We start from the raw sequence: 22,226 nt of genomic DNA, 5'->3' as shown, positions 1-22,226 counted from the left end.
TGAATGGATTATGCTCATGTACAAACGGTGTTTGAAATCGTTTCGTATTTGTTATCGTACCCAGATCGACAATGGCGCGAACAATTAGATGACTGTGCAACGTTTAGCAAGCAAATTCCGCATCGTCCAATTGTACAAAACATTCAAAAGTTTATCGATTATGTAAAACAAACGGATGAAACGTCATGGATTGAAACGTATGTATATACGTTTGATTTTGGCAAAAAAACAAATTTATACGTCACATATATGAGCATGGGCGAACAAAGAGAACGTGGAATCGAACTGTTACAATTGAAGCAACTGTACAAATCCGCGGGTTTTGACATAACAGAGAGGGAATTGCCAGACTACTTGCCACTTATGCTTGAATTTGCGTCTCAAGCTGAACGTGTTCATGTTCAGTCGCTCATGCAAAAATATTTCAATCATATATCTCACATTCGTGAACAGCTCATTGCAGCTGAAAGTTATTACGCCATTTTATTCGATGTGTTACTTATGGCACTTGAAGAAATCGGTGTGCGTAAACTTGCGGAAGGGAGCGTGTCATAATTGCTCGAACAGTTTCTTTGGGGATACTTCCCTTACATCGTTTTGACGATTTTTATTGGCGGACATATTTATCGCTATCAGCACGATCAGTTTGGTTGGACGACAAAATCGAGCGAGTTTCTTGAAAAAAAATCGTTGCGACTCGGAAGTATTTTATTTCATTGGGGAATCGTCTTCGTTTTTATCGGTCATGTGATGGGTATTCTTATTCCGAAATCGGTCTATGATGCAATTGGCATTTCTGAACATACGTATCATACGATGGCGATTGCGTTCGGGCTTCCGGCAGGGATTGTTTCTATTGTTGGTTTAGCGATTCTTATTCAACGTCGTTTAACGGTGAAGCGCATTCGTCTAACAACCAGTAAAGCAGATTTGCTCGTTCTCATTTTGTTAGCGATTGTCATGTTAACGGGCTTTGCTTCTACATCGCTGAACGTCAATGCTAATGAATTTGATTATCGAACAACGATCGGTCCTTGGTTTCGCAGCGTTTTAACGTTTCGTGCTGATCCGACGTATATGGAAAGCGTACCGATTTGGTTTAAAATTCATATCGTCTCTGCTTTATGTATTTTCATCGTTTGGCCGTTTACACGACTAGTTCATATATTTAGTATGCCGTTTCGTTATTTAGGGCGTAGCTACGTCGTTTATCGTCGTCGTGTTCCGAAGCAACAATGAAAAGAGGTCTCTTTTGCGAGAGCTCTTTTCTTATTTTCCGACATTGAATTAAAATAAGGATGTATATGTAAATGATATAGAAAGAGTGATAGTTGTGAATGATCAAGTGAATCGTCTCCGAAAAATCGTAAAAGAAAAAACATGGGTGTCGTTTTTGTACAACAACCATCCGTATAGTTTACTTCATTGGTCCGTTGCAGGATTTTCAAACGACGAACGCGACGTTTGGCTTTTGCAAGATGAAATGACGTTCGAAACACAGTCGTTCGTTCAACTAGATGAAGCGCTTGCATGGATTGAGCAACATATGCCACATATTACAGATATTTTATAGGGGGACGAATCCCCCTTCTTATTGTGGAGAGTTTTGCCGTTTCGTCGGATGAATTGCTTTTTCTAATTCCTCTTTAGCAATCACAGGACGAACGGTATCGGCTGTTGGTTTTCCTTTTTGGCTTTTATTTGTTCCCATGAGAGCTCACTCCTTTATAGTTGTTCACAGTTAGTTTGAAAAAAGAAGGGGATGTTTATGCTAAAAGATCGATTAAATGAGCAATTGATCGAACAGCTAAAACAAAAACAAAAGCAGCTACAAGAAAAAGAACAAAAGCGAAAAGAAGAAGAGGAAGCAAAGCGTAAAGAAGAAGCTCGTAAACGTGAAAAAAATAAAACGTTTGCCGAATGGTTAGAAGAAAGTGACTTAGATTGGCGAAAATTCAAATAACCGAGGGCGCCCCCCTCGGTTACCGATGATCGGTGAATATCGTTTGTTTTGTTAGCTGTTTTAATAAAGCCACTTGTTCATCGTTCAATGTGACTGATTGAGCAGCGACGTTTTCGATGAGCTGTGTCAATCGGCTTGCGCCTGGAACAACTGTTGCGACGACTTCGTGCGCTAAACAAAAACGAAGAGCAATCGCCGTTAGGGTTTCATTTGGTGCAACGGCTTTTAGTTTTGGAATAAGTGTGACTAATTCATCGAATAAATAATCGACATAGCCGTTTTGTTTTATTTCTTCGCTTGCTTGGTCAAGTGGACGTTCAGTCAATAACCCTTTCGCTAGCGGCCCGCGTGCAATGACGCTAATGTGATGTTGTTTCAAAAGCGGAAACCATTCTTCAGCACGGCGATCGAGCAAACTATATGGCATCATAACAGAAACGATGCGCGAGCGTTTGACGTATTCGCGAATGACGTTTGGGCGCATGGAGGAAATGCCGTAATAACGAATCACGCCTTCTTGTTGCAATTCCTCAAACGCCTCAATTGTTTCATCGATCGGATCATCAATTGTCCCACCATGTAATTGATATACATCAATATAATCGGTTTGTAATCGTCGCAAGCTATGTTTCACAGCTTCTTTTATGTATGCTTTTGACGGGTCCCACGTCCAACGGTTTCCTTGTTCTGTCCAACGATTTCCTACTTTTGTTGCAATGATGACATCGTGGCGCTTTCCTTTTAACGCTTTTCCAACGATTTCTTCATTCACTCCACGATCATATAAATCGGCTGTATCGAAGTAGTTGACCCCTTTGTCGATCGCTTCATGAATGATGCGAATCGCTTCGCCCTCCGAAGTTCCAAGCGACATGCAACCGAAGCCAATTTCACTTACATATAAGTTCGAATGTCCGAGTTTCCGTTTTTTCATGTGCTCCCTCCTTTTTTAACATTATAACGAATAAGTTTTCCATTTGTCTTTGTAGATGTAGTACAATCGATATGAAACGATGACATGGTGGTGAAATAATGGATCATTTATATGAAAAAACGATGAATCAACAGCGTATTTTTTCCGGAAAAGTGATTGATGTGTATGTTGAAGATGTATTATTGCCAAATGGAGAAACGAGCAAGCGTGAAATTGTCAAGCATCCTGGAGCAGTTGCGGTACTTGCGATAACGGAAGAAAATAAAATCGTGCTCGTTCGTCAATATCGAAAAGCGCTAGAGCGGGTGCTGGTGGAAATTCCAGCGGGGAAGCTCGAGAAAGGGGAGGCACCGCTTGAAACAGCCAAGCGTGAGCTAGAAGAAGAAACAGGATATGTATGTGAAAAAATGGAGCCGCTTCACTCTTTTTACACATCGCCTGGGTTTGCAGATGAGTTAGTACATATATTCCTTGCGAAAGGACTGACGAAAAAAAGCGAAAAGCAAATGCTCGATGACGACGAGTTTGTGGATGTGCTTGAAGTGACGTTAGAAGAAGCACTAAACATGGTTGAAGAAAAACAAATTTATGACGCAAAAACCATTTACGCTCTTTTATATTGGCAACTGCATATGTAAAGCGGTCATCGCGACCGCTTTTTGTCATATCACGCCCCTTTTCCCATACAATGTAGTAACAGAGCGTGTAGGGGGATGGAGCGATGAGAAAACGATCATGGACGACAACATGGGGTCAACACGTACAAGAGCATTATACGACATATGTATTTACCGTCGTTCTTTTTGTGATGGGCATTATTTTTGGTGCTATTGTAGTCAATAGCTTAAGCTTTAGCCAAAAAGAAGATTTATATTATTATTTAACGAATTTTTTTGGACAAGTTTCTGCAGGAAACATGGCGAGTGCACATGATGTATGGAAAGAAAGTTTTTTGCAAAATTTGAAATATATCGGCTTGATGTGGATTTTAGCTATGTCGCTTGTGGGGCTACCACTTATTTTAATTTTATTATTTTTAAAAGGCCTCGTTGTTGGATTTACAGTTGGGTTTTTAGTCAGCCAAATGGGTTGGAACGGATTTTTGCTAGCTTTCGTATCTGTCGTTCCGCAAAATATCATTCTCGTTCCGATCTTTATTGTGATGGCGGCTGTATCCATTTCATTTTCTTTAAAAATGATTCGTCACCAATTTGTGAAGCGAACACATGAACCAATTTTTCGTGCGATGCTTCGCTATACGTTTGTTATGTTATCGTTTAGTATCGCTTTAGCGTTAGCCTCTTCTCTTGAGGCATATGTATCCCCGTTGCTCATGAAAGAAGTTGTGCAATGGATAGAAAAATAATTATTATTTAATAATCATTTTATTTATCAATTTATAATCATTTTATTTTGACACGTTCCTTTCTTTTGTTATAATGAGAATGAGTAACGAGGGAGGGAAAGGAAATGGAAAGTCGGCTTGACCGAATAAAAAAACAACTGCATGCAGCAAGCTATAAATTAACGCCGCAACGTGAAGCGACAGTACGAGTGTTGCTCGAACATGAAGAAGATCATTTGAGCGCGGAAGATGTTTACCTCCTCGTGAAAGAAAAAGCGCCTGAGATTGGGTTAGCTACTGTGTATCGCACGTTGGAGTTATTAACAGAGTTGAAAATTGTCGATAAAATTAACTTCGGGGATGGCGTTTCCCGCTACGATCTTCGTAAAGAAGGTGCGGCGCACTTTCACCATCATTTAGTGTGCATTGAATGTGGCGCGGTCGATGAAATTCAAGAAGATTTATTAGAAGATGTCGAGGCGATTGTGGAACGAGATTGGAATTTTAAAATTAAAGACCACCGCTTGACGTTTCACGGCATTTGTCATCGTTGTCAAGATAAGCATGAGGAGCAGTAAAACCTTTTCGTCTATGAAAAGGTTTTTTCACTTATGTATAAAATGCAATGAAACAGGCATATCCTCTTACTATATGACAGTTAACGGAGGTATGCCATGAGAACAATCGTGGATGTATTAAAGGTTTTTCTTTTATTTACGGGATGTACGATTTTATTTTATTATAGTATTGTATGGATGAGTGAAGAATATAACTATTATCGTCGCTACGATGAGCCGATGGGATCAGCAGTGAAAGTATCGACAACGGAGCAGCAAGAAACACATTGGCTCGATCGGCTATTGCTTTTCTATCAAAACGGGGAGTAGGGTGCGCGTGGAAGATCAAGTAAAAGATTTTATTCACTATTTAATTGTTGAGCGCAATTTAGCTCATAACACGATCGTATCGTATGAACGTGACTTAAAAAAATACGTTCAATATTTACAAAAAGTCGAACAACTATGTCGTTGGAATGATGTAACTCGTTTTCATATTATGCAATTTTTAAAGTTTTTAAAAGAAAAAGGAAGATCACCGAAAACGATTGCCCGTCATCTAGCATCTGTTCGATCGTTTCATCAATTTTTATTGCGTGAAAAAGCGGTTGATCAAGATCCGACCGTTCATATCGAGACGCCGCAACTGCCACGAAAATTGCCTAACGTGTTATCGATGGCGGAAGTTGAGGCTTTACTCGAAGCACCGAAACAAAACACACCGTTTAGCATTCGTGATAAGGCGATGTTAGAACTTTTATATGCGACAGGTATTCGTGTAAGCGAGCTCATTCAATTGAACATATCTGACGTTCATTTGACGATGGGATTCATTCGTTGTTACGGAAAAGGTCGAAAAGAGCGCATCGTTCCAATCGGGAAAATGGCGACAGAAGCATTAAAGCGGTATATAGAGCAAGGTCGACCAGAACTGTTACAAAGAAAAAAGGGCACGACAGACGCGTTGTTTTTAAATCATCATGGTGAGCGTTTAACACGACAAGGATGCTGGAAAATTTTAAAGCGGCTCGCTCAAGAAGCGAACATTCAAAAACAATTAACTCCTCATACGTTGCGCCATTCGTTTGCGACGCATTTATTAGAAAATGGGGCCGATTTGCGCGCCGTACAAGAAATGCTCGGACATGCGGATATTTCTACAACGCAAATTTATACGCACGTAACGAAAACGCGTTTAAAAGATGTATACAAACAGTTTCATCCACGAGCGTAACTGTGACGATAATTTGTCACAGTTTTTTTATTGCAATTCATTATGAAAACGTTTTATAATTTAGTTGTCAGACTTCTGACAAATAGAAACAATGCGTGATTTTGTTTCATAGTGGGCATGCTATGAAGCGAATGAAGCGATTGGGGAGGTAAAACGGTGAAACCTACATATAAACGTGTATTTTTAATTGTGATGGACTCAGTTGGAATCGGCGAAGCGCCAGATGCTGAAAAATATAACGATAAAGGTGCGGATACGCTCGGACATATTGCACAACATCGCGGAGGTTTGCATATGCCAAACATGGCGAAGTTAGGCTTAAGCAACATTCGCGAAATCGAAGGGATTCCAAAAGCAGAGAAGCCGCTCGCGTATTTTACGAAAATGCAAGAAGCGTCCGCGGGAAAAGATACGATGACAGGTCATTGGGAGTTGATGGGTCTTCGTATCGATACACCGTTTCAAGTATTTCCTGACGGATTTCCAAACGAGCTAATTGAGGAATTAGAAAAACGAACAGGAAGAAAAGTGATCGGCAATAAACCAGCAAGTGGCACAGCGATTATTGATGAGCTCGGCCCTGAACATATGGAAACAGGTGCGCTTATTGTATATACGTCAGCTGATTCAGTGTTACAAATTGCAGCGCATGAAGAAGTCATTCCATTAGAAGAACTATATCGCATTTGTAAAATTGCGCGTGAATTGACGCTTGATGAAAAATATATGGTCGGTCGCGTCATTGCTCGTCCATTTATCGGGAAGCCGGGAAGCTTCCAACGGACAGCGAATCGTCACGATTATGCGTTAAAACCGTTCGGACGGACAGTGATGAACGAACTGCAAGATGCTGGATACGATGTCATTGCGATCGGAAAAATTGCTGACATTTACGATAACGAAGGTGTGACACAAACGTTGCGCACAAAATCAAACATGGACGGAATGGACAAATTAGTTGATACGTTACAAATGGACTTTACAGGACTCAGCTTTTTGAATCTTGTTGATTTCGATGCACTATACGGTCACCGTCGCGACCCGAAGGGATATGGTGATGCGTTAGAAGAGTTCGATGCACGTTTGCCGGAAGTGTTTGAACGTTTAAAAGAAAACGATTTATTAATCATTACAGCAGACCATGGAAACGACCCTGTTCATCACGGCACAGATCATACGCGCGAATACGTACCGCTTCTTGTGTATAGCCCAAGCATGAACGGAGGTAAACAACTTCCATTGCGTGAAACGTTTGCAGATGTAGGTGCAACGATTGCAGAAAACTTCGGTGTGAAGATGCCAAAATACGGAACAAGTTTTTTACAAGAGTTGAAATAAGGAGCGTGAACAAATGAATCGAACAGCTATTGAACAAGCGGCACAATTTTTAAAAGAAAAGTTTCCAACTCCACCGCAAATCGGCTTAATTCTTGGCTCTGGCTTAGGTGTGTTGGCCGATGAGATTGAACAAGCCATTAAAATTCCGTACAGCGACATTCCGAATTTCCCTGTATCGACGGTTGAAGGGCATGCCGGTCAGCTCGTATACGGTCAGTTAGAAGGGGCAACAGTTGTCGTTATGCAAGGGCGTTTCCATTATTACGAAGGATACAGCTTTGATAAAGTCACGTTTCCTGTCCGCGTGATGAAAGCGCTTGGCGTTGAGCAATTAATTGTGACAAATGCCGCAGGTGGTGTAAATGAATCGTTTGAACCGGGCGATTTAATGATTATTTCAGATCATATTAATAACATGGGCGGCAATCCGCTTATCGGTCCGAATGATTCTGCACTTGGGGTGCGCTTCCCAGACATGTCGGAAGCATATAGTAAACGACTTCGTCAACTCGCCAAAGATGTAGCAAACGACATCGGTTTACGTGTGCGCGAAGGTGTGTATGTCGCCAATACGGGTCCAGCGTATGAAACGCCAGCAGAAATTCGTATGATTCGTGTCATGGGCGGCGATGCTGTTGGTATGTCAACGGTGCCTGAAGTGATCGTTGCTCGCCATGCCGGAATGGAAGTGCTCGGTATTTCGTGTATTTCGAATATGGCTGCAGGCATTTTAGATCAGCCACTCACACATGATGAAGTAATCGAAACGACGGAAAAAGTAAAAGCCGACTTTTTACGATTTGTGAAGGCGATCGTACGCAACATGGCGAAAAATTAAACGAGAAGGTGAACGACGATGAGAATGGTCGATTTAATTGAGAAAAAACGTGATGGTCATGCGTTAACGAAAGAAGAAATTCAGTTTATTATTGAAGGTTACACAAAAGGTGATATTCCTGATTATCAAATGAGTGCATTAGCGATGGCGATTTTTTTCCGCGGCATGAATGAAGAAGAGACAGCGGAATTGACGATGGCGATGGTACATTCCGGTGATACGATCGACCTTTCGCGAATTGAAGGAATTAAAGTAGACAAACATTCAACAGGTGGGGTAGGCGATACGACGACTCTCGTTTTAGGTCCACTTGTTGCTTCTGTTGGCGTTCCGGTTGCGAAAATGTCTGGTCGTGGGCTCGGTCATACGGGCGGCACGATCGATAAGTTAGAATCTGTGCCAGGATTTCATGTTGAAATTAGCAATGATGAATTTATCGATCTTGTTAATAAAAATAAAATTGCGGTTGTCGGTCAGTCGGGGAACTTAACGCCAGCTGATAAAAAATTGTATGCGCTTCGCGATGTGACAGCAACAGTCAATAGCATTCCGTTAATTGCCTCATCGATTATGAGCAAAAAAATTGCCGCAGGGGCAGATGCGATCGTACTTGACGTAAAAACAGGTGCGGGCGCGTTTATGAAAGATTTAAACGATGCAAAAGCATTAGCGAAAGCGATGGTCGATATCGGAAATCGGGTTGGGCGTAAAACGATGGCAATTATTTCTGATATGAGCCAGCCGCTCGGTTATGCGATCGGAAATGCGCTTGAAGTGAAAGAAGCGATTGATACGTTAAAAGGAGAAGGTCCAGAAGATTTACAAGAGCTGTGCTTAGTGCTTGGTAGCCACATGGTATATTTAGCGGAAAAAGCATCTTCGCTTGAAGAAGCTCGTCATATGTTAGAAAAAGCGATGAAAGATGGTTCAGCCCTTCAAACATTTAAAACGTTCTTAGCTGCACAAGGTGGCGATGCATCTGTTGTCGATGACCCAAGCAAATTACCGCAAGCGAAATATGTCATTGAACTTGAAGCAAAAGAAGATGGATACGTATCAGAAATTGTCGCCGATGCGGTCGGAACAGCAGCAATGTGGCTCGGTGCGGGGCGTGCGACGAAAGAATCGACAATCGACTTAGCGGTCGGTTTAGTGCTTCGTAAAAAAGTGGGCGATGCGGTGAAAAAAGGTGAATCGCTCGTTACAATTTACAGCAATCGCGAACAAATTGATGATGTAAAACAAAAACTATATGAAAACATTCGTATTTCAGCAACACCTGTTCAAGCTCCAACATTAATTTACGATAAAATTTCGTAGCCTGAAGGATTTATTCCTTCAGGTTTTTTTATGTATAAAAAAATAAAAAATGGAAAGGATGGCAAGTATAAAGAAATGGAGGGTTGGAGATGAAGCGATTTTTTTACGCACTTGCCATCGTGTTATTATTTCTTCCGATCGTATCCGTGCATGCGGAACAACCGAAAGTTGAGTTAGCAACGGAGGCAAGATCGGCCATTTTAATTGAACGAGATACAGGGGCTATTTTGTATGAAAAAAATGCCCACGAGCCACTTCCACCAGCGAGCATGACGAAAATTATGACGATGCTTCTCATTATGGAAGCGATTGATCAAGGGAAGTTAAAGTTAGACGAACGGGTGCGGGCAAGTGAATACGCTGCATCGATGGGTGGTTCGCAAATTTTTCTTGAACCAGGAGAAGAAATGACGGTTGACGATTTGTTAAAAGGTATTGCGATCGGATCAGGCAATGATGCGTCCGTTGCGTTAGCGGAACGAATTGCAGGATCAGAAGAAGCGTTCGTCCATATGATGAACGAAAAAGCAAGGCAACTTGGTTTAAAGCATACGGCATTTGAAAATACGACGGGTTTACCAGCGAAAAATCATTATAGCACTGCGTACGATATGGCGCTGATGGCAAAGGAACTATTGAAATATGATTTAATTACAAAATACACAGGTACGTATGAAGATTATTTACGAGAAAATACGGACAAAAAGTTTTGGCTTGTCAATACAAATCGCCTCGTGAAATTTTATCCGGGTGTTGACGGATTAAAAACAGGTTATACGAGCGAAGCGAAATATTGTTTAACTGCAACAGCGAAAAAAGGGAATATGCGCGTTATTGCTGTTGTGTTTGGAGCGCCAACACCAAAGGCAAGAAACGCACAAATTACGAAAATGTTAGATTATGCATTTAGTCATTACGAAACGAAACCGCTTTATAAAAAAGGCGAAACGATCACCATGCTTCCCGTCAGCAAAGGAAAGAAAAAGTCGGTCGCCGTTGTGACGTCTGAGCCCATTTCTGTTTTGTTGAAAAAAGGGGAAAAATCTGAAGCAGTAAAAACGACATGGAAGTTGAATAAAAAAGCGAAAGCTCCCGTAAAAAAAGGAGATGTGCTCGGTACGCTCGTTGTGAAAAAAGATGGAGCGGTGATTGCCAAAAGTCCTTTAGTAGCAAAAGAACAAGTGGAAGAAGCAAATATGTGGGAGTTGTTTAAACGAATGTTTAGCTCATTCTCGCGCACATCTTGACGAAACAGGGCGAATGGCGACTAGTTTTGTCGGGAAGAAGGATTGACGCATAAACAAATCGAATTCTTCCTTAACCCAAGAGGATAAGGAGGAAATGATCGTGAGTTTATCGATTCAATTAGAAGTGAAACAACATGTATTGCTCGTACGATTAGCTGGAGAGCTCGATCATCATACAGCAGAACAGTTGCGTGCAGAAATTACGGATGTATTAGAACGAGAACGAATAAAAGCAATCGTTTTAAACTTAAATGAGTTAACGTTTATGGATAGTTCAGGATTAGGTGTTATTTTAGGAAGATATAAACAAATACAACGCATGGGTGGGGAGATGGTTGTTTGTTCCGTTTCTCCTTCCATTAAGCGTTTATTTGATATGTCAGGGTTGTTTAAAATTATTCGTTTAGAAGTGAATGAACAGTACGCATTACAAACGTTGGGGGTGGCGTAAATGAGAAATGAAATGCACCTTCAGTTTTCCGCCCTCAGCCAAAATGAATCGTTTGCTCGTGTGACGGTTGCAGCGTTTGTTGCGCAACTCGATCCGACGCTCGATGAGTTAACTGAAATTAAAACAGTCGTATCCGAAGCTGTAACAAATGCGATTATTCACGGCTACGAAAATGATCCAAGCGGCGTTGTCTACATTTCTGTCATCATTGAAGGACATACGGTTCATTTAACGATTCGCGACCACGGAAAAGGGATTGAAAATGTGGAAGAAGCGCGACAGCCGTTATTTACGACAAAGCCAGAGCTCGAGCGTTCTGGCATGGGGTTTACGATTATGGAAAATTTCATGGATGAAGTAAACATTTACTCAAAAGTGAATGAAGGAACAACGGTGGAGCTGATTAAGCATTTAACGAAAAGCAAAGCGCTATGTAATTAAGGGAGACGTGCCTATGGATGTCGAGGTACAAGCTGTCAAAGACCATGAGATCAAAGAATTGATTCGGAGGAGCCAGCAAGGTGACCAGCAAGCGCGCGATGAGATTATTGAAAAAAATATGCGGCTTGTTTGGTCGGTTGTGCAGCGGTTTTTAAACCGCGGATACGAGCCTGAAGATTTGTTTCAAATCGGTTGCATCGGTTTAATGAAATCGGTCGATAAATTTGATTTATCTTACGACGTCAAATTTTCAACGTATGCGGTACCGATGATTCTTGGGGAAATTCAACGATTCATTCGCGATGATGGGTCCGTCAAAGTGAGCCGTTCATTAAAAGAAATTGGCAATAAAATTAGAAAGGCAAAAGACGAATTGTCGAAACAAAACGGTCGCGTCCCAACGGTGAATGAAATTGCACAGTTTTTGCAAATTTCACCCGAGGATGTTGTGCTAGCTCAAGAAGCTGTCCGTTCACCGACGTCCATTCATGAAACGGTGTACGAAAACGACGGTGATCCGATTACGTTGCTCGATCAAATTGCGGACGAGCAAGACATTTGGTTTGACAAAATCGCATTAAAAAAGGCAATGGAAGAGCTAGATGAACGAGAGCGACTCATCGTCTACTTGCGCTATTATAAAGACCAAACCCAATCAGAAGTGGCAGCTAGATTAGGCATCTCTCAAGTACAAGTGTCTCGTTTAGAGAAGAAAATATTGCAACAAATGAAAGCCCGAATGGATGAATAAGTCCGTTCGGGCTTTTATGCATATACATAGCGATCATATCTCATACTACTAGTACAACGATGGAAGCAAGGTGTCAGTATGAAAGAAACGGTTTTTTTGAAAATGCGTCATCGTATTCAAGTGAAGCCAAATGCAACGATTCGGGTAGGGGATGTGGCACAAGTTGTCGCAACAAAACGAATCGATGATATTGTACAAACTCCTATTTATACGGTGCAGAAAAAAGATCGCAACATTGTCATTATCGATGTGATGCATGTGATGAAAGCGTTAATGAACGTTGTTCCTCAAGACGATATTCAATCACTTGGACCGTCGCAAACGATCGTTGAAGTCGTTTATGAGAAAAAGCGATGGGGGTATTTGTACGTCCCAATCGTATGGCTTCTTCTATTCATTGGCTCCGGTCTTGCGATTATGAACTTTCACGAAGATGTGAGCATGCAGCAAGTACAACAACGGCTGTATCGGGTAATTACAGGGAAAGAAGTAGAAAAACCGTTATGGTTTCAAATTCCGTATTCACTCGGGCTTGGACTTGGCATGATTTTATTTTTTAATCACTTTTTTAAAAAGCGAATTAACGAAGAACCGAGCCCACTTGAAGTTGAGATGTTTCAATACCAACAATCGCTCGATCAATATGTCATTATGCATGAAAATAAAGAGGCGATGAGGCGAATGGATGATGATTCGTGAGTTCGTTGTAGCTTTTGTTGGATTGGCAGGAGGGCTAGCTGTCGGTTCTGGTTTTGTCGCATTTTTAACTGTTCTCGGTGTTATTCCACGCTTGACCCAACTCACAAAAACGATGAAATGGATTGCGACGTATGAATGGGGGGTCGTGCTTGGCACAATAGTGAGCTGTTGGATTAGCTTGCGCGATCCGTTGCTTTCTTTTCCGCCAATTGTGACAAGTGTCATCGGTTTATTGAGCGGTGTGTTCGTCGGCATGCTTGCTGCGGCATTAACGGAAGTGTTAAATGTGTTTCCGATTTTAGCAAAACGGCTTGGTATCGATGAGCAAATTGTCATGTTACTCATGGCGATGGTGTTTGGTAAAGTCGCGGGCTCTCTTTTCCATTGGATATATTTCGTTGATCGCTAGGAGGAGGCGTATGTTGAAAGCTTTTTTAGTCGGTGGATTCATTGCGGTCGTTGCCCAAGCGCTTCGCGATATGTACATCATATTGTTTCATATGGGTGAAGCGGAAGCCGTTCGCTGGATGAACGGGACGTTGATGGTATGTGCTGCGATATTTACGCCAATCCGATTTTATCGCCGATTGACACAATTTGCAGGGGCGGGAATGATTGTACCGATGATGAGTCTAGCAAACATATGGAGTGCTAGCGCTCTTGAGTATCGCAATGAGGGAGTAGCAGAACATATGCTTTCTGTTGGCGGGAGTGTCATTGTCACATTAGTTGTCGCATCATACGTTGCAGCGTTGTTTTTGTAAGGGGGGGTTCGATGAAAAAAATAGGAGAGCAAACGATTGTATTTGAGAAAAACATTTACATCGAATCGAGCGGTACCGTCGTTGGACCGAAAGAGCGTGAAGGTCCGCTCGGCTCATCATTTGATCGTGCTTACGACGATTTATATTGCGGTGAACAAAGTTGGGAGCTCGCGGAACGGCGACTTATGAAAGAAGCGATTATGATTTGTTTAACGAAAGGAAAAGTACAAGCGCACGATGTCGATTTATTTATCGCGGGGGATTTACTGAATCAAACGGTCACCGCGAATTATGTTGCAAGTGAATTACATATTCCATTTTTAGGTGTATTTAGCGCTTGTTCAACGATGACGGAAGCCATGCTTGTGGCTAGTACGTTCATTGATGGTGCATTTGCCCATCGTGTGCTAGTTGCAACAAGCAGTCACTATGGTGCAGCGGAACGTCAATTTCGTTTCCCGACGACAATTGGCGTTCAAAAGGGGGAAAGCGCATCGTGGACTGTAACAGGAGGAGCAGCAGCGCTATTAAGTACGACACGTTCGCCATTTCGGATTCGCACGGCAACGATCGGACGCGTGATCGATAGCGGTGTGACGGATCCGCTCGATATGGGACGAGCGATGGCACCAGCAGCATTTGCAACGATTAGGCAACATTTGATAGACTGTGGGCTTTCGATCGAAGCGTATGATGTGATTATCACAGGGGATTTAGGAAAAGTTGGGAGTAGTGAATTAAAGTCGTTATGCTATGATGCAGGCATGAACTTAAGTGGGAGATACGATGACTGTGGTGTGCTTATTTACGATACGGAACAACAAGCATTTGCAGGTGGAAGCGGATGTGCATGTTGTGCTGTTGTAACGTACAGTTATTTTCTTGAGAAAATGAGAGAGAGAAAAATAAAGACGATGCTCGTTGTTGCGACAGGAGCATTATTTAATAGTACGATGATGAAGCAAAATCAAACGATTCCGGCGATCGCTCATGCGATTGCGATTGAAGCGGTGACGTAAAAATGGAGTACGTATACGCATTTATCATTGGCGGTATGTTATCGCTTATCGGGCAATTATTGCTTATAAAATGGTCACTCACTCGCCTAGTGACAATATTTTTGCTTATTGGCGTGGCGCTCGAAGCAACAAGTTTATACGACCCTATGCAATCACTGGCGCATGCGGGGATCGAGATGACGCTTGTTCACGTTGGTGCTTCTTGTATACAAGCGGTGAAAACAGGGGACTTTACAAATATCGTTTTTTTTCTTTCTTTTCCGATCGCTATAGCTTGGGTGACCGCTGTTGTTTGTAAGCCGAGAGGACGGATGAAATGAAAAAAAGGAAAGTTATTTTAGTGACAGACGGAGATCAACATGTGCAACGTGCACTCGAGAAGCTCGCAAAACAATTTGGCGCTCGTTGCATTAGCCAATCGCAAGGCAACCCGTCGCGGTTGACAGGAAAACAGCTTGTTGAACTTATTTTGCAAACGCCGTATGACCCTGTTTTTGTCATGTTTGATGATAGTGGCATTATCGGTGAAGGGGCGGGAGAACAAGCGCTTCGCTATGTTGCAACACATGAACAAATTGATGTGCTCGGAGCGATAGCGGTGGCGTCTGATACGAACAATCAAGAGTGGACGAAAGTAAATATTTGCATCGATTATGATGGGAACTTCACAACATACGGTGTCGATAAAGAAGGAATTGCTGAGTGGGAATTCGGTCGAGTGAATGGTGATACAGTATATTGTTTAGATGAATTATCTATCCCGATTGTTGTTGGAATTGGAGATATTGGAAAAATGAGACGTCGTGATGATATTCGCCACGGTTGCCCGATTACACGCAAAGCGATTGAATATATTCTTGAAAGGAGTAAACGTGATGAAAACAGAAAGTTACACACCGATTTCTCCGAAGTTGAATGAAAACGAGCAATTTTTCAAAGATGCGATCGGGGTTGGCACGAGCTTCGATTTAGGTGTCCGTAAACTAAACATTTTAAAAACAGATGTTCATTTATATTATTGTAACGGTCTTTGTGATACACAATATATTATCGAGTTACTTGAAATGCTTGTTCAAGTGAACGATCGCGAGAGACAATCAGTAAAGTTGCCTGAAATTATTGAAAACCGTCTCGTTCATCAACAAGTGAATCCAGTAAAAAGTTTAGATGAGGCGGTCGACTTTTTGTTGACGGGTTTAATTTTATTGTTTATTGATGGAGAGACGAAAGCGTTTGCTGTTGATGTCCGCAGTTATCCAGGACGTTCTCCTGAGGAACCAGATACAGAAAAAGTGGTGCGCGGGGCGCGCGATGGGTATGTAGAAAATATTGTCGTCAATACAGCACTCACTCGCCGACGCATTCGTGATGAGCGGCTTCGCTTTGAGATGATGCAAGTGGGTGAGCGTTCAAAAACGGACATTTGTATCGCCTATATTCAAGATGTCGCCGATCCGGGGCTTGTTGAACTCATTAAGAAGGAATTAAACGAAATTAAAATTGATGGGTTAACGATGGCAGATAAAACAATTGAAGAATTTTTAGTGAAACAAGGATACAACCCGTATCCGCTCGTTCGTTATACAGAAAGACCTGACGTTGCAGCGACTCATTTGTTAGAAGGGCATGTGATTATTATGGTTGATACGTCGCCAAGCGTTATTATTACACCAACGACGTATTTCCATCACGTTCAACATGCGGAAGAATATCGGCAATCGCCAGCTGTAGGAACGTTCGTACGATGGGTGCGGTTTTTAGGTATCTTTGCTTCACTTTTCTTACTCCCGCTTTGGTTTGTATTTGTCCTTGACCCGTCGTTATTGCCAGAAAAATTATCATATATCGGTCCGAATGAAAAAACAAATATCCCGATTTTTGTGCAACTTCTCATTGCTGATATTGGTATTGAGTTTTTGCGAATGGCTGCAATCCATACGCCAACACCGCTATCGACAGCGATGGGCTTAATTGCGGCGGCGTTAATTGGACAAATCGCTATTGACGTCGGGCTGTTTGTGCCGGAAGTGATTTTATATGTGTCTATTGCTGCGATCGGTTCTTTTGCGACACCGAGCTATGAACTAAGCATTGCAAATAAAATTTTCCGTCTTTTATTTTTAGTGGTCATTGCGTTGTTTGGCGTCCCAGGATTTATGATTGGCGTTACGGTGTTTTTACTTTTCCTTGCGAACATTCGCTCGTTGAATACTCCATATTTATGGCCGTTTATTCCCTTTGATCCCGGGGCATTTATGCAAATTATTGTACGACGATCTGTGGCTGGTTCATCGATTCGCCCAAGCATCGTACATCCGCAAAATAAACAAAAACAATCGACATAAAAAGGTTGAAACGTACCAAAATTTATGGTACGTTTTCTTTAATTATTTCGGAATCATCAGGAGGATGTATAATTATGCACGGAACGATGGGAATAAACGAACGGGGTCATTTAGAAATTGGCGGCGTAGATACGATTGACTTAGCTCATCTATACGGAACCCCACTCTACATTTATGATGTTGCCCTTATTCGCGAGCGTGCTCGGGCGTTTAAGCGTATGTTTGATAAACATCGTGTACGTGCGCAAGTCGCGTATGCAAGCAAAGCGTTTTCGACAATAGCGATCGTACAATTAATGGAACAAGAAGGATTATCTCTCGATGTCGTCTCGGGCGGTGAGCTGTACACCGCGTTAGCTGCTGGATTTCCGGTCGAACGCATTCATTTTCACGGCAACAATAAAAGTGAAGAAGAGTTACAAATGGCGATTGAAGCAAAAATCGGTTGTGTTGTCGTCGATAATTTTTATGAGTTAGAGATGTTGCAACAACTTTGTCGCACTCATAAATATACGATGCCGATTTTATTACGTGTCACGCCAGGCATTGAGGCCCATACGCACGACTATATTTTAACAGGGCAAGAAGATTCAAAATTTGGATTTGATTTGCATAACGGACAAGCAGATGAAGCGTTACAGCGTGCGCTCGCTTCTTCCTATATTCATGTGCTTGGCATTCATTGTCATATCGGTTCGCAAATTTTTGATGCGACAGGTTTTGTCCTTGCGACGAAAAAATTATTTGAAAAGCTTGCTATATGGCGTGATACGCATCATTTCACTGCGCAAGTTGTCAATCTTGGCGGCGGTTTTGGCATTCGGTACACGAAAGAAGATGATCCGCTCGCACCGGAACAGTACGTCGAACAAATTATTGAAGAAGTGAAACGGAACGTAGCCTCATTTCATTTACCATTCCCAGAAATTTGGATTGAGCCGGGGCGTTCGCTTGTCGGTGATGCTGGAACAACGATTTATACGATTGGCTCGCGTAAAGAGGTGCCAAACGTTCGTCAATATGTTGCGGTAGATGGGGGAATGAGCGACAACATTCGACCTGCGCTATATGAAGCGAAATATGAAGCAGTGCTAGCGAATCGGATGCATGAACATTGTGAAGAGGTCGTGGCGATTGCAGGGAAATGTTGTGAGTCAGGCGATATGCTCATTTGGGATTTACCGCTTCCGAAAGCGCAACCGGGCGATTATTTAGCTGTTTTTTGTACGGGAGCTTACGGCTATGCGATGGCAAATAACTACAATCGCATTCCGCGTCCGGCGGTCGTATTTGTTGAAGACGGTGAAGCACAGCTTGTTGTGAAGCGTGAAACGTATGAAGATTTAATTAGACTCGATTTGCCACTTAAGACGAAAGTAAAAAAATAACCGAGGCGACAACCTCGGTTATTTCTTATGCCCCAAATGCTCCGCGAAGGGCGTTCCATATTTCTCGTAAAATATCAACAATGCGCTGAATAAATGTTCGACCTTCTTCTGTTTGTAAAAAAGCAGATAGCTTGTCTTTCGCTTGAGCAAGCTGTTCGTTCACTTGATTCCAGTCGATGTTCACATTTTTCATTTTGTTAAATAAAGAAAGCAAACTGTTTATTTCGTCTTCTGTTAACGTAATGCCAAGCTCTTGAGCGATCCGCTCAATGAGCGCACGCATATCTGCATCTGTTTGCGGTGGATTTTTCGCTATTTCTTCTTTAATTTTCGCAAGCAACGCGACCGCTTTATCGTTTCCAATTGATTCGCCAAGCTGTGCTGTTTTCACCATTTCCTCGTTCGCTACTTTTTTCACTTCATCCGGGATCGCTTCATTTGATGAAAGTTCGTACGCTTTCATTAACCCTGTTAACGCAGCTGTTCCCGATACAGGAAACGGTGCAGTAATGTAAATGACTGCATCTTTTACTCCAGCAGTAATGAGCGCATTCATATACATCTCTTTTGTTACCCAGTTAATGTTATTCGTTTCGACTTGCAACCCCGAACCAGGTGCCCCAATCGTAATTTTTGAGGATGAAATAGCCTTCGTCCCAATTTGTCCTTTTGGAATAATGCCGCCGAGATATTTATGCTCTTCTTCATTTGTAACCGTAATGATTTCAGCGTTGTCTGGCGCATTCATTTCTTTTAATATTTGTTGTTTTTGCTGTTCTGTTAAATTTTCCCCCAGCGTAATAATGACGTCCCCTTCAATCGCATCAGCGAAACTAACCGATGGGATCATAAACAACAATAAAATAAATATCGTAAACCACTTCTTCATTTCATAACCTCCTTCAACATCTTCCATACTATTGTACAAACATTTGCGTGAACATAGAAGCGAAATATAGTAAAATGAAGTTACGTTTGTTTTTACGATAGAAAGGTGGAAAAGTTTCATGAAGAAAAAAGGATATATCTTAATGGAAAACGGCGGAAAAGTGGAGTTTGAACTATTCCCAAATGAAGCGCCAACAACGGTTGCGAATTTTGAAAAACTAGCGAATGAAGGATTTTATAACGGGCTGACGTTTCATCGCGTCATTAAGCGATTTGTAAGTCAAGGTGGCTGTCCGATTGGAAACGGAACAGGTGATGCAGGTTATACGATTCCGTGTGAAACAGATAACAATCCGCATAAACATATCGAAGGTGCGATATCGATGGCGCATCGCGGACGTGATACAGGAAGTTGCCAGTTTTTCATTTGCCATGAGCCGCAGCCGCATTTAGATGGTGTGCATACTGTATTCGGTCAAGTCACCGCTGGAATGGATGTTGTAAAGGCGATGAAAAATGGTGATGTCATGAAAGAAGTAAAGGTGTGGGACGAACAATAAAAGGGACGATGAAGCGATGAAAAAAAACTGGGTATTATTTTTCATCCTTTTACTCGTTGGTTTCGTTTGGGGAGCAATGTATTGGCTGTTTATTGCAAAGTAATAGACATTTCGTTTTATTGTGCTATAATGAATAAAAATGGAATAAACGCATCCTTCGGGGCAGGGTGAAATTCCCGACCGGCGGTAATGAAACAGATGTTTCTCAGCCCGCGAGCCGTTAAGGCATGATCCGGTGCGATTCCGGAGCCGACAGTATAGTCTGGATGGGAGAAGGATTGCCAAAACTCACGTCACTTATTGAAAAAATAAGCTTGGCGATGGGTTATTTTTGCTATGCAAAAAAGGCGATCTTTACATACATCTTGCCCTAGGACGTCGTTCCTAGGGTTTTTATCTTTTATAAAGAAAGGTGGTGCGAGATGGACGAACAATATATGCGTTTCGCATTACAATTAGCGCAATCAGCTCGCGGACAAACGTCACCGAACCCGCTTGTTGGGGCTGTTGTTGTAAAACATGGTGAAATTGTCGGCTTTGGTGCACACTTAAAAGCAGGAGAGCCACATGCAGAAGTACACGCTTTGCGCATGGCGGGCGAGAAAGCGGAAGGAGCAACCGTTTATGTGACGCTTGAACCATGCAGCCATTACGGAAAAACGCCCCCTTGTGCTGATTTGTTAATTGAAAAAAAGGTGAAGCGCGTCGTTGTGGCGACGACGGACCCAAATCCGCTCGTGGCAGGAAAAGGCATTGAAAAATTAAAGCGAGCAGGAATTGACGTCACCGTCGGAGTGTTGAAAGAAGAGGCGGATGCGTTAAACGAAATGTTTTTTCATTATATTTCAACGAAAACGCCGTATGTGACGTTAAAGTATGCGATGAGCTTAGATGGGAAAATTGCAACAAAAACGGGCGAAAGCAAGTGGATTACGTCGGAAGATGCGCGGCGTGACGTGCATCGCGAGCGACGTATGCACGATGCGATCGTTGTTGGTGTCGGCACAATTTTAGCAGATGATCCAAGCTTAACCGTTCGTTTTGGGTATGAAGGAAAGCAACCAATCCGAATCGTTCTCGATACACATTTACGTACACCGCTTCACGCGAATGTTGTCACAGATCAAAAGGTGCCAACATGGATCGTCGTCGGCCAACATGTGACAGAGGAGCAAATGAAGCCATACGAACATGCCGGCGTACACATCATTCGTATGAATGAAAATAAAATTGATATTCCATCACTTTTACATGAACTTGGCAAACGGAACGTCATGTCCATATTTGTTGAAGGTGGAGCGCATGTGCACGGTAGTTTTCTACATTCTCATTCCGTTCAACAAGTGATTGCGTATATCGCACCGATGTTGATTGGGGGGAATGAAGCTCCTTCTGCCATTGGTGGAGAAGGGTTTGGACGAATGATGGATGCGCTTCGTTTACAAGTGAAACATGTCGAAAGGATCGGACCAGATATAAAAATCGTTGCTAAAGGATGATCGCGATGTTTACAGGAATTATTGAAGAAATCGGCACGATTCAACAAATGAAACAAACAGGGGAAGCGATCGTCTTCACGATCGGGGCACAAAAAGTGTTACAAGACGTGCAGCTCGGTGACAGCATTGCTGTCAATGGCGTTTGTTTAACTGTGACGTCATTTACAGATCGCTTGTTTACTGTCGATGTCATGCCTGAAACGGTGCGAGCAACATCGCTTCGAACGCTTACAGTAGGAGCGAAAGTCAATTTAGAGCGCGCAATGGCAGCAAACGGTCGTTTTGGTGGGCACTTCGTTTCGGGGCATGTCGACGGCATTGGACGCATCGTTCGTAAGCAGCCTGTCGCAAACGCTGTTTATTATGATATTGAGGTGCCAAGCCATTTACGTAAATATATGATTTTAAAAGGCTCTGTTGCTGTCGATGGCACAAGCTTAACGATTTTCGGTTTAACGGACCGAACGTTTACAATTTCGCTCATTCCCCATACGCGTGAAGCGACGATTTTAGGAGCAAAAAAAGTTGGCGATATTGTCAATATTGAATGTGACATCATTGGAAAATATGTTGAACAGTTCGTTGGTGGAAAGCGTGAAGGATTGACGATGCAATTTTTACAAGAGCACGGATATAAGGAGTGAG

The 22,226-nt window shown here is 42.3% G+C and carries 29 protein-coding genes and 1 riboswitch; of the genes, 27 read left to right on the top strand and 2 right to left on the bottom strand.

Annotated elements, in window-relative coordinates:
- Window positions 1-3 precede the first annotated feature (3 nt).
- The 4 genes from narJ to LD028_RS14395 all read left to right on the top strand — a co-directional run bounded on the left by narJ (window position 4) and on the right by LD028_RS14395 (window position 1,963).
- The gene (gene narJ / locus LD028_RS14410) at window positions 4-555 is read left to right on the top strand and encodes a nitrate reductase molybdenum cofactor assembly chaperone (protein WP_237812163.1); all 552 of its coding nucleotides are present in this window, start codon (window positions 4-6) and stop codon (window positions 553-555) included.
- The gene (gene narI / locus LD028_RS14405; protein ID WP_237812162.1) at window positions 556-1,239 is read left to right on the top strand and encodes a respiratory nitrate reductase subunit gamma; all 684 of its coding nucleotides are present in this window, start codon (window positions 556-558) and stop codon (window positions 1,237-1,239) included. It abuts the gene before it with no gap.
- Between the two features lie 94 nt (window positions 1,240-1,333).
- Entirely contained in the window at window positions 1,334-1,573 is a 240-nt protein-coding gene (locus LD028_RS14400; protein ID WP_009373834.1) for a YqkC family protein, read from the top strand.
- A gap of 189 nt (window positions 1,574-1,762) precedes the next feature.
- The gene (locus tag LD028_RS14395) at window positions 1,763-1,963 is read left to right on the top strand and encodes a DUF3886 domain-containing protein (protein WP_006318172.1); all 201 of its coding nucleotides are present in this window, start codon (window positions 1,763-1,765) and stop codon (window positions 1,961-1,963) included.
- Window positions 1,964-1,982: 19 nt separating this feature from the next.
- On the opposite strand, the gene LD028_RS14390 is transcribed toward LD028_RS14395, so the two are convergent.
- Window positions 1,983-2,897: an aldo/keto reductase gene (locus tag LD028_RS14390; protein ID WP_237812161.1), complete on the bottom strand. Its 915-nt coding sequence runs from the start codon at window positions 2,895-2,897 to the stop codon at window positions 1,983-1,985.
- A gap of 98 nt (window positions 2,898-2,995) precedes the next feature.
- Here LD028_RS14390 and LD028_RS14385 point away from each other — a divergent pair, with 98 nt between their 5' ends.
- The 20 genes from LD028_RS14385 to lysA all read left to right on the top strand — a co-directional run bounded on the left by LD028_RS14385 (window position 2,996) and on the right by lysA (window position 18,634).
- On the top strand, window positions 2,996-3,535 hold the full coding sequence (locus LD028_RS14385; RefSeq protein WP_237812160.1) for an NUDIX hydrolase: 540 nt from the start codon (window positions 2,996-2,998) through the stop codon (window positions 3,533-3,535).
- Between the two features lie 83 nt (window positions 3,536-3,618).
- Window positions 3,619-4,263 carry a stage II sporulation protein M gene (gene spoIIM, locus LD028_RS14380; RefSeq protein WP_004889696.1) on the top strand — a complete coding sequence of 215 codons (645 nt, stop codon included), beginning with the start codon at window positions 3,619-3,621 and terminating at the stop codon, window positions 4,261-4,263.
- A 104-nt stretch (window positions 4,264-4,367) separates the two neighbouring features.
- Window positions 4,368-4,820 carry a ferric iron uptake transcriptional regulator gene (gene fur, locus LD028_RS14375; protein WP_004889697.1) on the top strand — a complete coding sequence of 151 codons (453 nt, stop codon included), beginning with the start codon at window positions 4,368-4,370 and terminating at the stop codon, window positions 4,818-4,820.
- Between the two features lie 96 nt (window positions 4,821-4,916).
- A complete protein-coding gene (locus tag LD028_RS14370) occupies window positions 4,917-5,129 on the top strand; it encodes a YqzK family protein (RefSeq protein WP_035019527.1) in 213 nt (70 codons plus the stop codon).
- Window positions 5,130-5,136: 7 nt separating this feature from the next.
- Entirely contained in the window at window positions 5,137-6,033 is an 897-nt protein-coding gene (xerD, locus tag LD028_RS14365; RefSeq protein ID WP_237812159.1) for a site-specific tyrosine recombinase XerD, read from the top strand.
- A 156-nt stretch (window positions 6,034-6,189) separates the two neighbouring features.
- Window positions 6,190-7,371 (top strand): phosphopentomutase, encoded by a 1,182-nt coding sequence (gene deoB / locus LD028_RS14360; protein ID WP_237812158.1) that lies wholly within the window; start codon window positions 6,190-6,192, stop codon window positions 7,369-7,371.
- 13 nt (window positions 7,372-7,384) lie between these two features.
- Window positions 7,385-8,209, top strand: coding sequence for a purine-nucleoside phosphorylase (locus tag LD028_RS14355; protein WP_237812157.1), 825 nt, complete (start codon window positions 7,385-7,387; stop codon window positions 8,207-8,209).
- An 18-nt stretch (window positions 8,210-8,227) separates the two neighbouring features.
- Window positions 8,228-9,529, top strand: coding sequence for a pyrimidine-nucleoside phosphorylase (locus LD028_RS14350; RefSeq protein ID WP_094240797.1), 1,302 nt, complete (start codon window positions 8,228-8,230; stop codon window positions 9,527-9,529).
- An 89-nt stretch (window positions 9,530-9,618) separates the two neighbouring features.
- Entirely contained in the window at window positions 9,619-10,776 is a 1,158-nt protein-coding gene (locus LD028_RS14345; RefSeq protein WP_237812156.1) for a D-alanyl-D-alanine carboxypeptidase family protein, read from the top strand.
- A 100-nt stretch (window positions 10,777-10,876) separates the two neighbouring features.
- Entirely contained in the window at window positions 10,877-11,227 is a 351-nt protein-coding gene (spoIIAA, locus tag LD028_RS14340) for an anti-sigma F factor antagonist (RefSeq protein WP_035018571.1), read from the top strand.
- On the top strand, window positions 11,228-11,668 hold the full coding sequence (gene spoIIAB / locus LD028_RS14335) for an anti-sigma F factor (protein ID WP_004889709.1): 441 nt from the start codon (window positions 11,228-11,230) through the stop codon (window positions 11,666-11,668).
- 13 nt (window positions 11,669-11,681) lie between these two features.
- Complete coding sequence (gene sigF / locus LD028_RS14330; RefSeq protein WP_237812155.1) at window positions 11,682-12,419, top strand: RNA polymerase sporulation sigma factor SigF; 738 nt, start codon at window positions 11,682-11,684, stop codon at window positions 12,417-12,419.
- A 78-nt stretch (window positions 12,420-12,497) separates the two neighbouring features.
- Window positions 12,498-13,118, top strand: coding sequence for a stage V sporulation protein AA (locus tag LD028_RS14325; protein WP_237812154.1), 621 nt, complete (start codon window positions 12,498-12,500; stop codon window positions 13,116-13,118).
- The gene (locus LD028_RS14320) at window positions 13,108-13,527 is read left to right on the top strand and encodes a stage V sporulation protein AB (RefSeq protein WP_275125268.1); all 420 of its coding nucleotides are present in this window, start codon (window positions 13,108-13,110) and stop codon (window positions 13,525-13,527) included. The genes LD028_RS14325 and LD028_RS14320 overlap by 11 nt, the downstream gene beginning before the upstream one ends.
- 10 nt (window positions 13,528-13,537) lie before the next feature.
- Entirely contained in the window at window positions 13,538-13,882 is a 345-nt protein-coding gene (locus LD028_RS14315; protein WP_006318195.1) for a SpoVA/SpoVAEb family sporulation membrane protein, read from the top strand.
- 11 nt (window positions 13,883-13,893) lie between these two features.
- Window positions 13,894-14,901: a stage V sporulation protein AD gene (spoVAD, locus tag LD028_RS14310; protein WP_237812152.1), complete on the top strand. Its 1,008-nt coding sequence runs from the start codon at window positions 13,894-13,896 to the stop codon at window positions 14,899-14,901.
- 2 nt (window positions 14,902-14,903) lie between these two features.
- Window positions 14,904-15,221, top strand: a complete 318-nt coding sequence (locus LD028_RS14305) for a SpoVA/SpoVAEb family sporulation membrane protein (protein ID WP_035019535.1) — start codon at window positions 14,904-14,906, stop codon at window positions 15,219-15,221.
- Window positions 15,218-15,820 (top strand): stage V sporulation protein SpoVABEA, encoded by a 603-nt coding sequence (spoVAEA, locus tag LD028_RS14300; RefSeq protein ID WP_237812151.1) that lies wholly within the window; start codon window positions 15,218-15,220, stop codon window positions 15,818-15,820. Before LD028_RS14305 ends, spoVAEA begins: the two co-directional genes overlap by 4 nt.
- On the top strand, window positions 15,777-17,246 hold the full coding sequence (locus LD028_RS14295; protein WP_006318204.1) for a spore germination protein: 1,470 nt from the start codon (window positions 15,777-15,779) through the stop codon (window positions 17,244-17,246). Before spoVAEA ends, LD028_RS14295 begins: the two co-directional genes overlap by 44 nt.
- A gap of 68 nt (window positions 17,247-17,314) precedes the next feature.
- Window positions 17,315-18,634 (top strand): diaminopimelate decarboxylase, encoded by a 1,320-nt coding sequence (lysA, locus tag LD028_RS14290; RefSeq protein WP_237812279.1) that lies wholly within the window; start codon window positions 17,315-17,317, stop codon window positions 18,632-18,634.
- Between the two features lie 25 nt (window positions 18,635-18,659).
- Here the strand turns inward: lysA and LD028_RS14285 are convergent, their stop codons facing one another.
- Window positions 18,660-19,523, bottom strand: coding sequence for a DUF1002 domain-containing protein (locus LD028_RS14285; protein ID WP_237812150.1), 864 nt, complete (start codon window positions 19,521-19,523; stop codon window positions 18,660-18,662).
- Between the two features lie 118 nt (window positions 19,524-19,641).
- Between LD028_RS14285 and LD028_RS14280 the strand changes: the two genes are divergently transcribed.
- The 3 genes from LD028_RS14280 to ribE all read left to right on the top strand — a co-directional run bounded on the left by LD028_RS14280 (window position 19,642) and on the right by ribE (window position 22,225).
- A complete protein-coding gene (locus tag LD028_RS14280; RefSeq protein ID WP_009373790.1) occupies window positions 19,642-20,082 on the top strand; it encodes a peptidylprolyl isomerase in 441 nt (146 codons plus the stop codon).
- 149 nt (window positions 20,083-20,231) lie between these two features.
- A riboswitch (FMN riboswitch) is annotated at window positions 20,232-20,364 on the top strand.
- A 140-nt stretch (window positions 20,365-20,504) separates the two neighbouring features.
- A complete protein-coding gene (gene ribD / locus LD028_RS14275; protein WP_237812149.1) occupies window positions 20,505-21,581 on the top strand; it encodes a bifunctional diaminohydroxyphosphoribosylaminopyrimidine deaminase/5-amino-6-(5-phosphoribosylamino)uracil reductase RibD in 1,077 nt (358 codons plus the stop codon).
- Window positions 21,582-21,586: 5 nt separating this feature from the next.
- A complete protein-coding gene (gene ribE, locus LD028_RS14270) occupies window positions 21,587-22,225 on the top strand; it encodes a riboflavin synthase (RefSeq protein ID WP_035019552.1) in 639 nt (212 codons plus the stop codon).
- The last annotated feature ends 1 nt before the right edge of the window (window position 22,226 follow it).

The sequence above is a fragment of the Anoxybacillus sp. LAT27 genome, from assembly GCF_022030075.1.
GTDB lineage: Bacteria > Bacillota > Bacilli > Bacillales > Anoxybacillaceae > Anoxybacillus > Anoxybacillus kestanbolensis.
The sequence above is the reverse complement of the archived record's forward strand: the minus strand, read 5'-3'. Positions and strand labels throughout refer to the sequence as shown.

What these genes read in the sequence shown, in the direction of transcription:
- narJ (WP_237812163.1), top strand. Translation starts at nt 4, where the DNA reads ATGGATTATGCTCATGTACAAACGGTGTTTGAAATCGTTTCGTATTTG.
- LD028_RS14395 (WP_006318172.1), top strand. Translation starts at nt 1,763, where the DNA reads ATGTTTATGCTAAAAGATCGATTAAATGAGCAATTGATCGAACAGCTA.
- LD028_RS14390 (WP_237812161.1), bottom strand. Translation starts at nt 2,897, where the DNA reads ATGAAAAAACGGAAACTCGGACATTCGAACTTATATGTAAGTGAAATT.
- LD028_RS14385 (WP_237812160.1), top strand. Translation starts at nt 2,996, where the DNA reads ATGGATCATTTATATGAAAAAACGATGAATCAACAGCGTATTTTTTCC.
- spoIIM (WP_004889696.1), top strand. Translation starts at nt 3,619, where the DNA reads ATGAGAAAACGATCATGGACGACAACATGGGGTCAACACGTACAAGAG.
- fur (WP_004889697.1), top strand. Translation starts at nt 4,368, where the DNA reads ATGGAAAGTCGGCTTGACCGAATAAAAAAACAACTGCATGCAGCAAGC.
- LD028_RS14370 (WP_035019527.1), top strand. Translation starts at nt 4,917, where the DNA reads ATGAGAACAATCGTGGATGTATTAAAGGTTTTTCTTTTATTTACGGGA.
- LD028_RS14355 (WP_237812157.1), top strand. Translation starts at nt 7,385, where the DNA reads ATGAATCGAACAGCTATTGAACAAGCGGCACAATTTTTAAAAGAAAAG.
- LD028_RS14350 (WP_094240797.1), top strand. Translation starts at nt 8,228, where the DNA reads ATGAGAATGGTCGATTTAATTGAGAAAAAACGTGATGGTCATGCGTTA.
- LD028_RS14345 (WP_237812156.1), top strand. Translation starts at nt 9,619, where the DNA reads ATGAAGCGATTTTTTTACGCACTTGCCATCGTGTTATTATTTCTTCCG.
- spoIIAB (WP_004889709.1), top strand. Translation starts at nt 11,228, where the DNA reads ATGAGAAATGAAATGCACCTTCAGTTTTCCGCCCTCAGCCAAAATGAA.
- sigF (WP_237812155.1), top strand. Translation starts at nt 11,682, where the DNA reads ATGGATGTCGAGGTACAAGCTGTCAAAGACCATGAGATCAAAGAATTG.
- LD028_RS14325 (WP_237812154.1), top strand. Translation starts at nt 12,498, where the DNA reads ATGAAAGAAACGGTTTTTTTGAAAATGCGTCATCGTATTCAAGTGAAG.
- LD028_RS14320 (WP_275125268.1), top strand. Translation starts at nt 13,108, where the DNA reads ATGATTCGTGAGTTCGTTGTAGCTTTTGTTGGATTGGCAGGAGGGCTA.
- LD028_RS14315 (WP_006318195.1), top strand. Translation starts at nt 13,538, where the DNA reads ATGTTGAAAGCTTTTTTAGTCGGTGGATTCATTGCGGTCGTTGCCCAA.
- spoVAD (WP_237812152.1), top strand. Translation starts at nt 13,894, where the DNA reads ATGAAAAAAATAGGAGAGCAAACGATTGTATTTGAGAAAAACATTTAC.
- LD028_RS14305 (WP_035019535.1), top strand. Translation starts at nt 14,904, where the DNA reads ATGGAGTACGTATACGCATTTATCATTGGCGGTATGTTATCGCTTATC.
- spoVAEA (WP_237812151.1), top strand. Translation starts at nt 15,218, where the DNA reads ATGAAAAAAAGGAAAGTTATTTTAGTGACAGACGGAGATCAACATGTG.
- LD028_RS14295 (WP_006318204.1), top strand. Translation starts at nt 15,777, where the DNA reads ATGAAAACAGAAAGTTACACACCGATTTCTCCGAAGTTGAATGAAAAC.
- LD028_RS14285 (WP_237812150.1), bottom strand. Translation starts at nt 19,523, where the DNA reads ATGAAGAAGTGGTTTACGATATTTATTTTATTGTTGTTTATGATCCCA.
- LD028_RS14280 (WP_009373790.1), top strand. Translation starts at nt 19,642, where the DNA reads ATGAAGAAAAAAGGATATATCTTAATGGAAAACGGCGGAAAAGTGGAG.
- ribD (WP_237812149.1), top strand. Translation starts at nt 20,505, where the DNA reads ATGGACGAACAATATATGCGTTTCGCATTACAATTAGCGCAATCAGCT.
- ribE (WP_035019552.1), top strand. Translation starts at nt 21,587, where the DNA reads ATGTTTACAGGAATTATTGAAGAAATCGGCACGATTCAACAAATGAAA.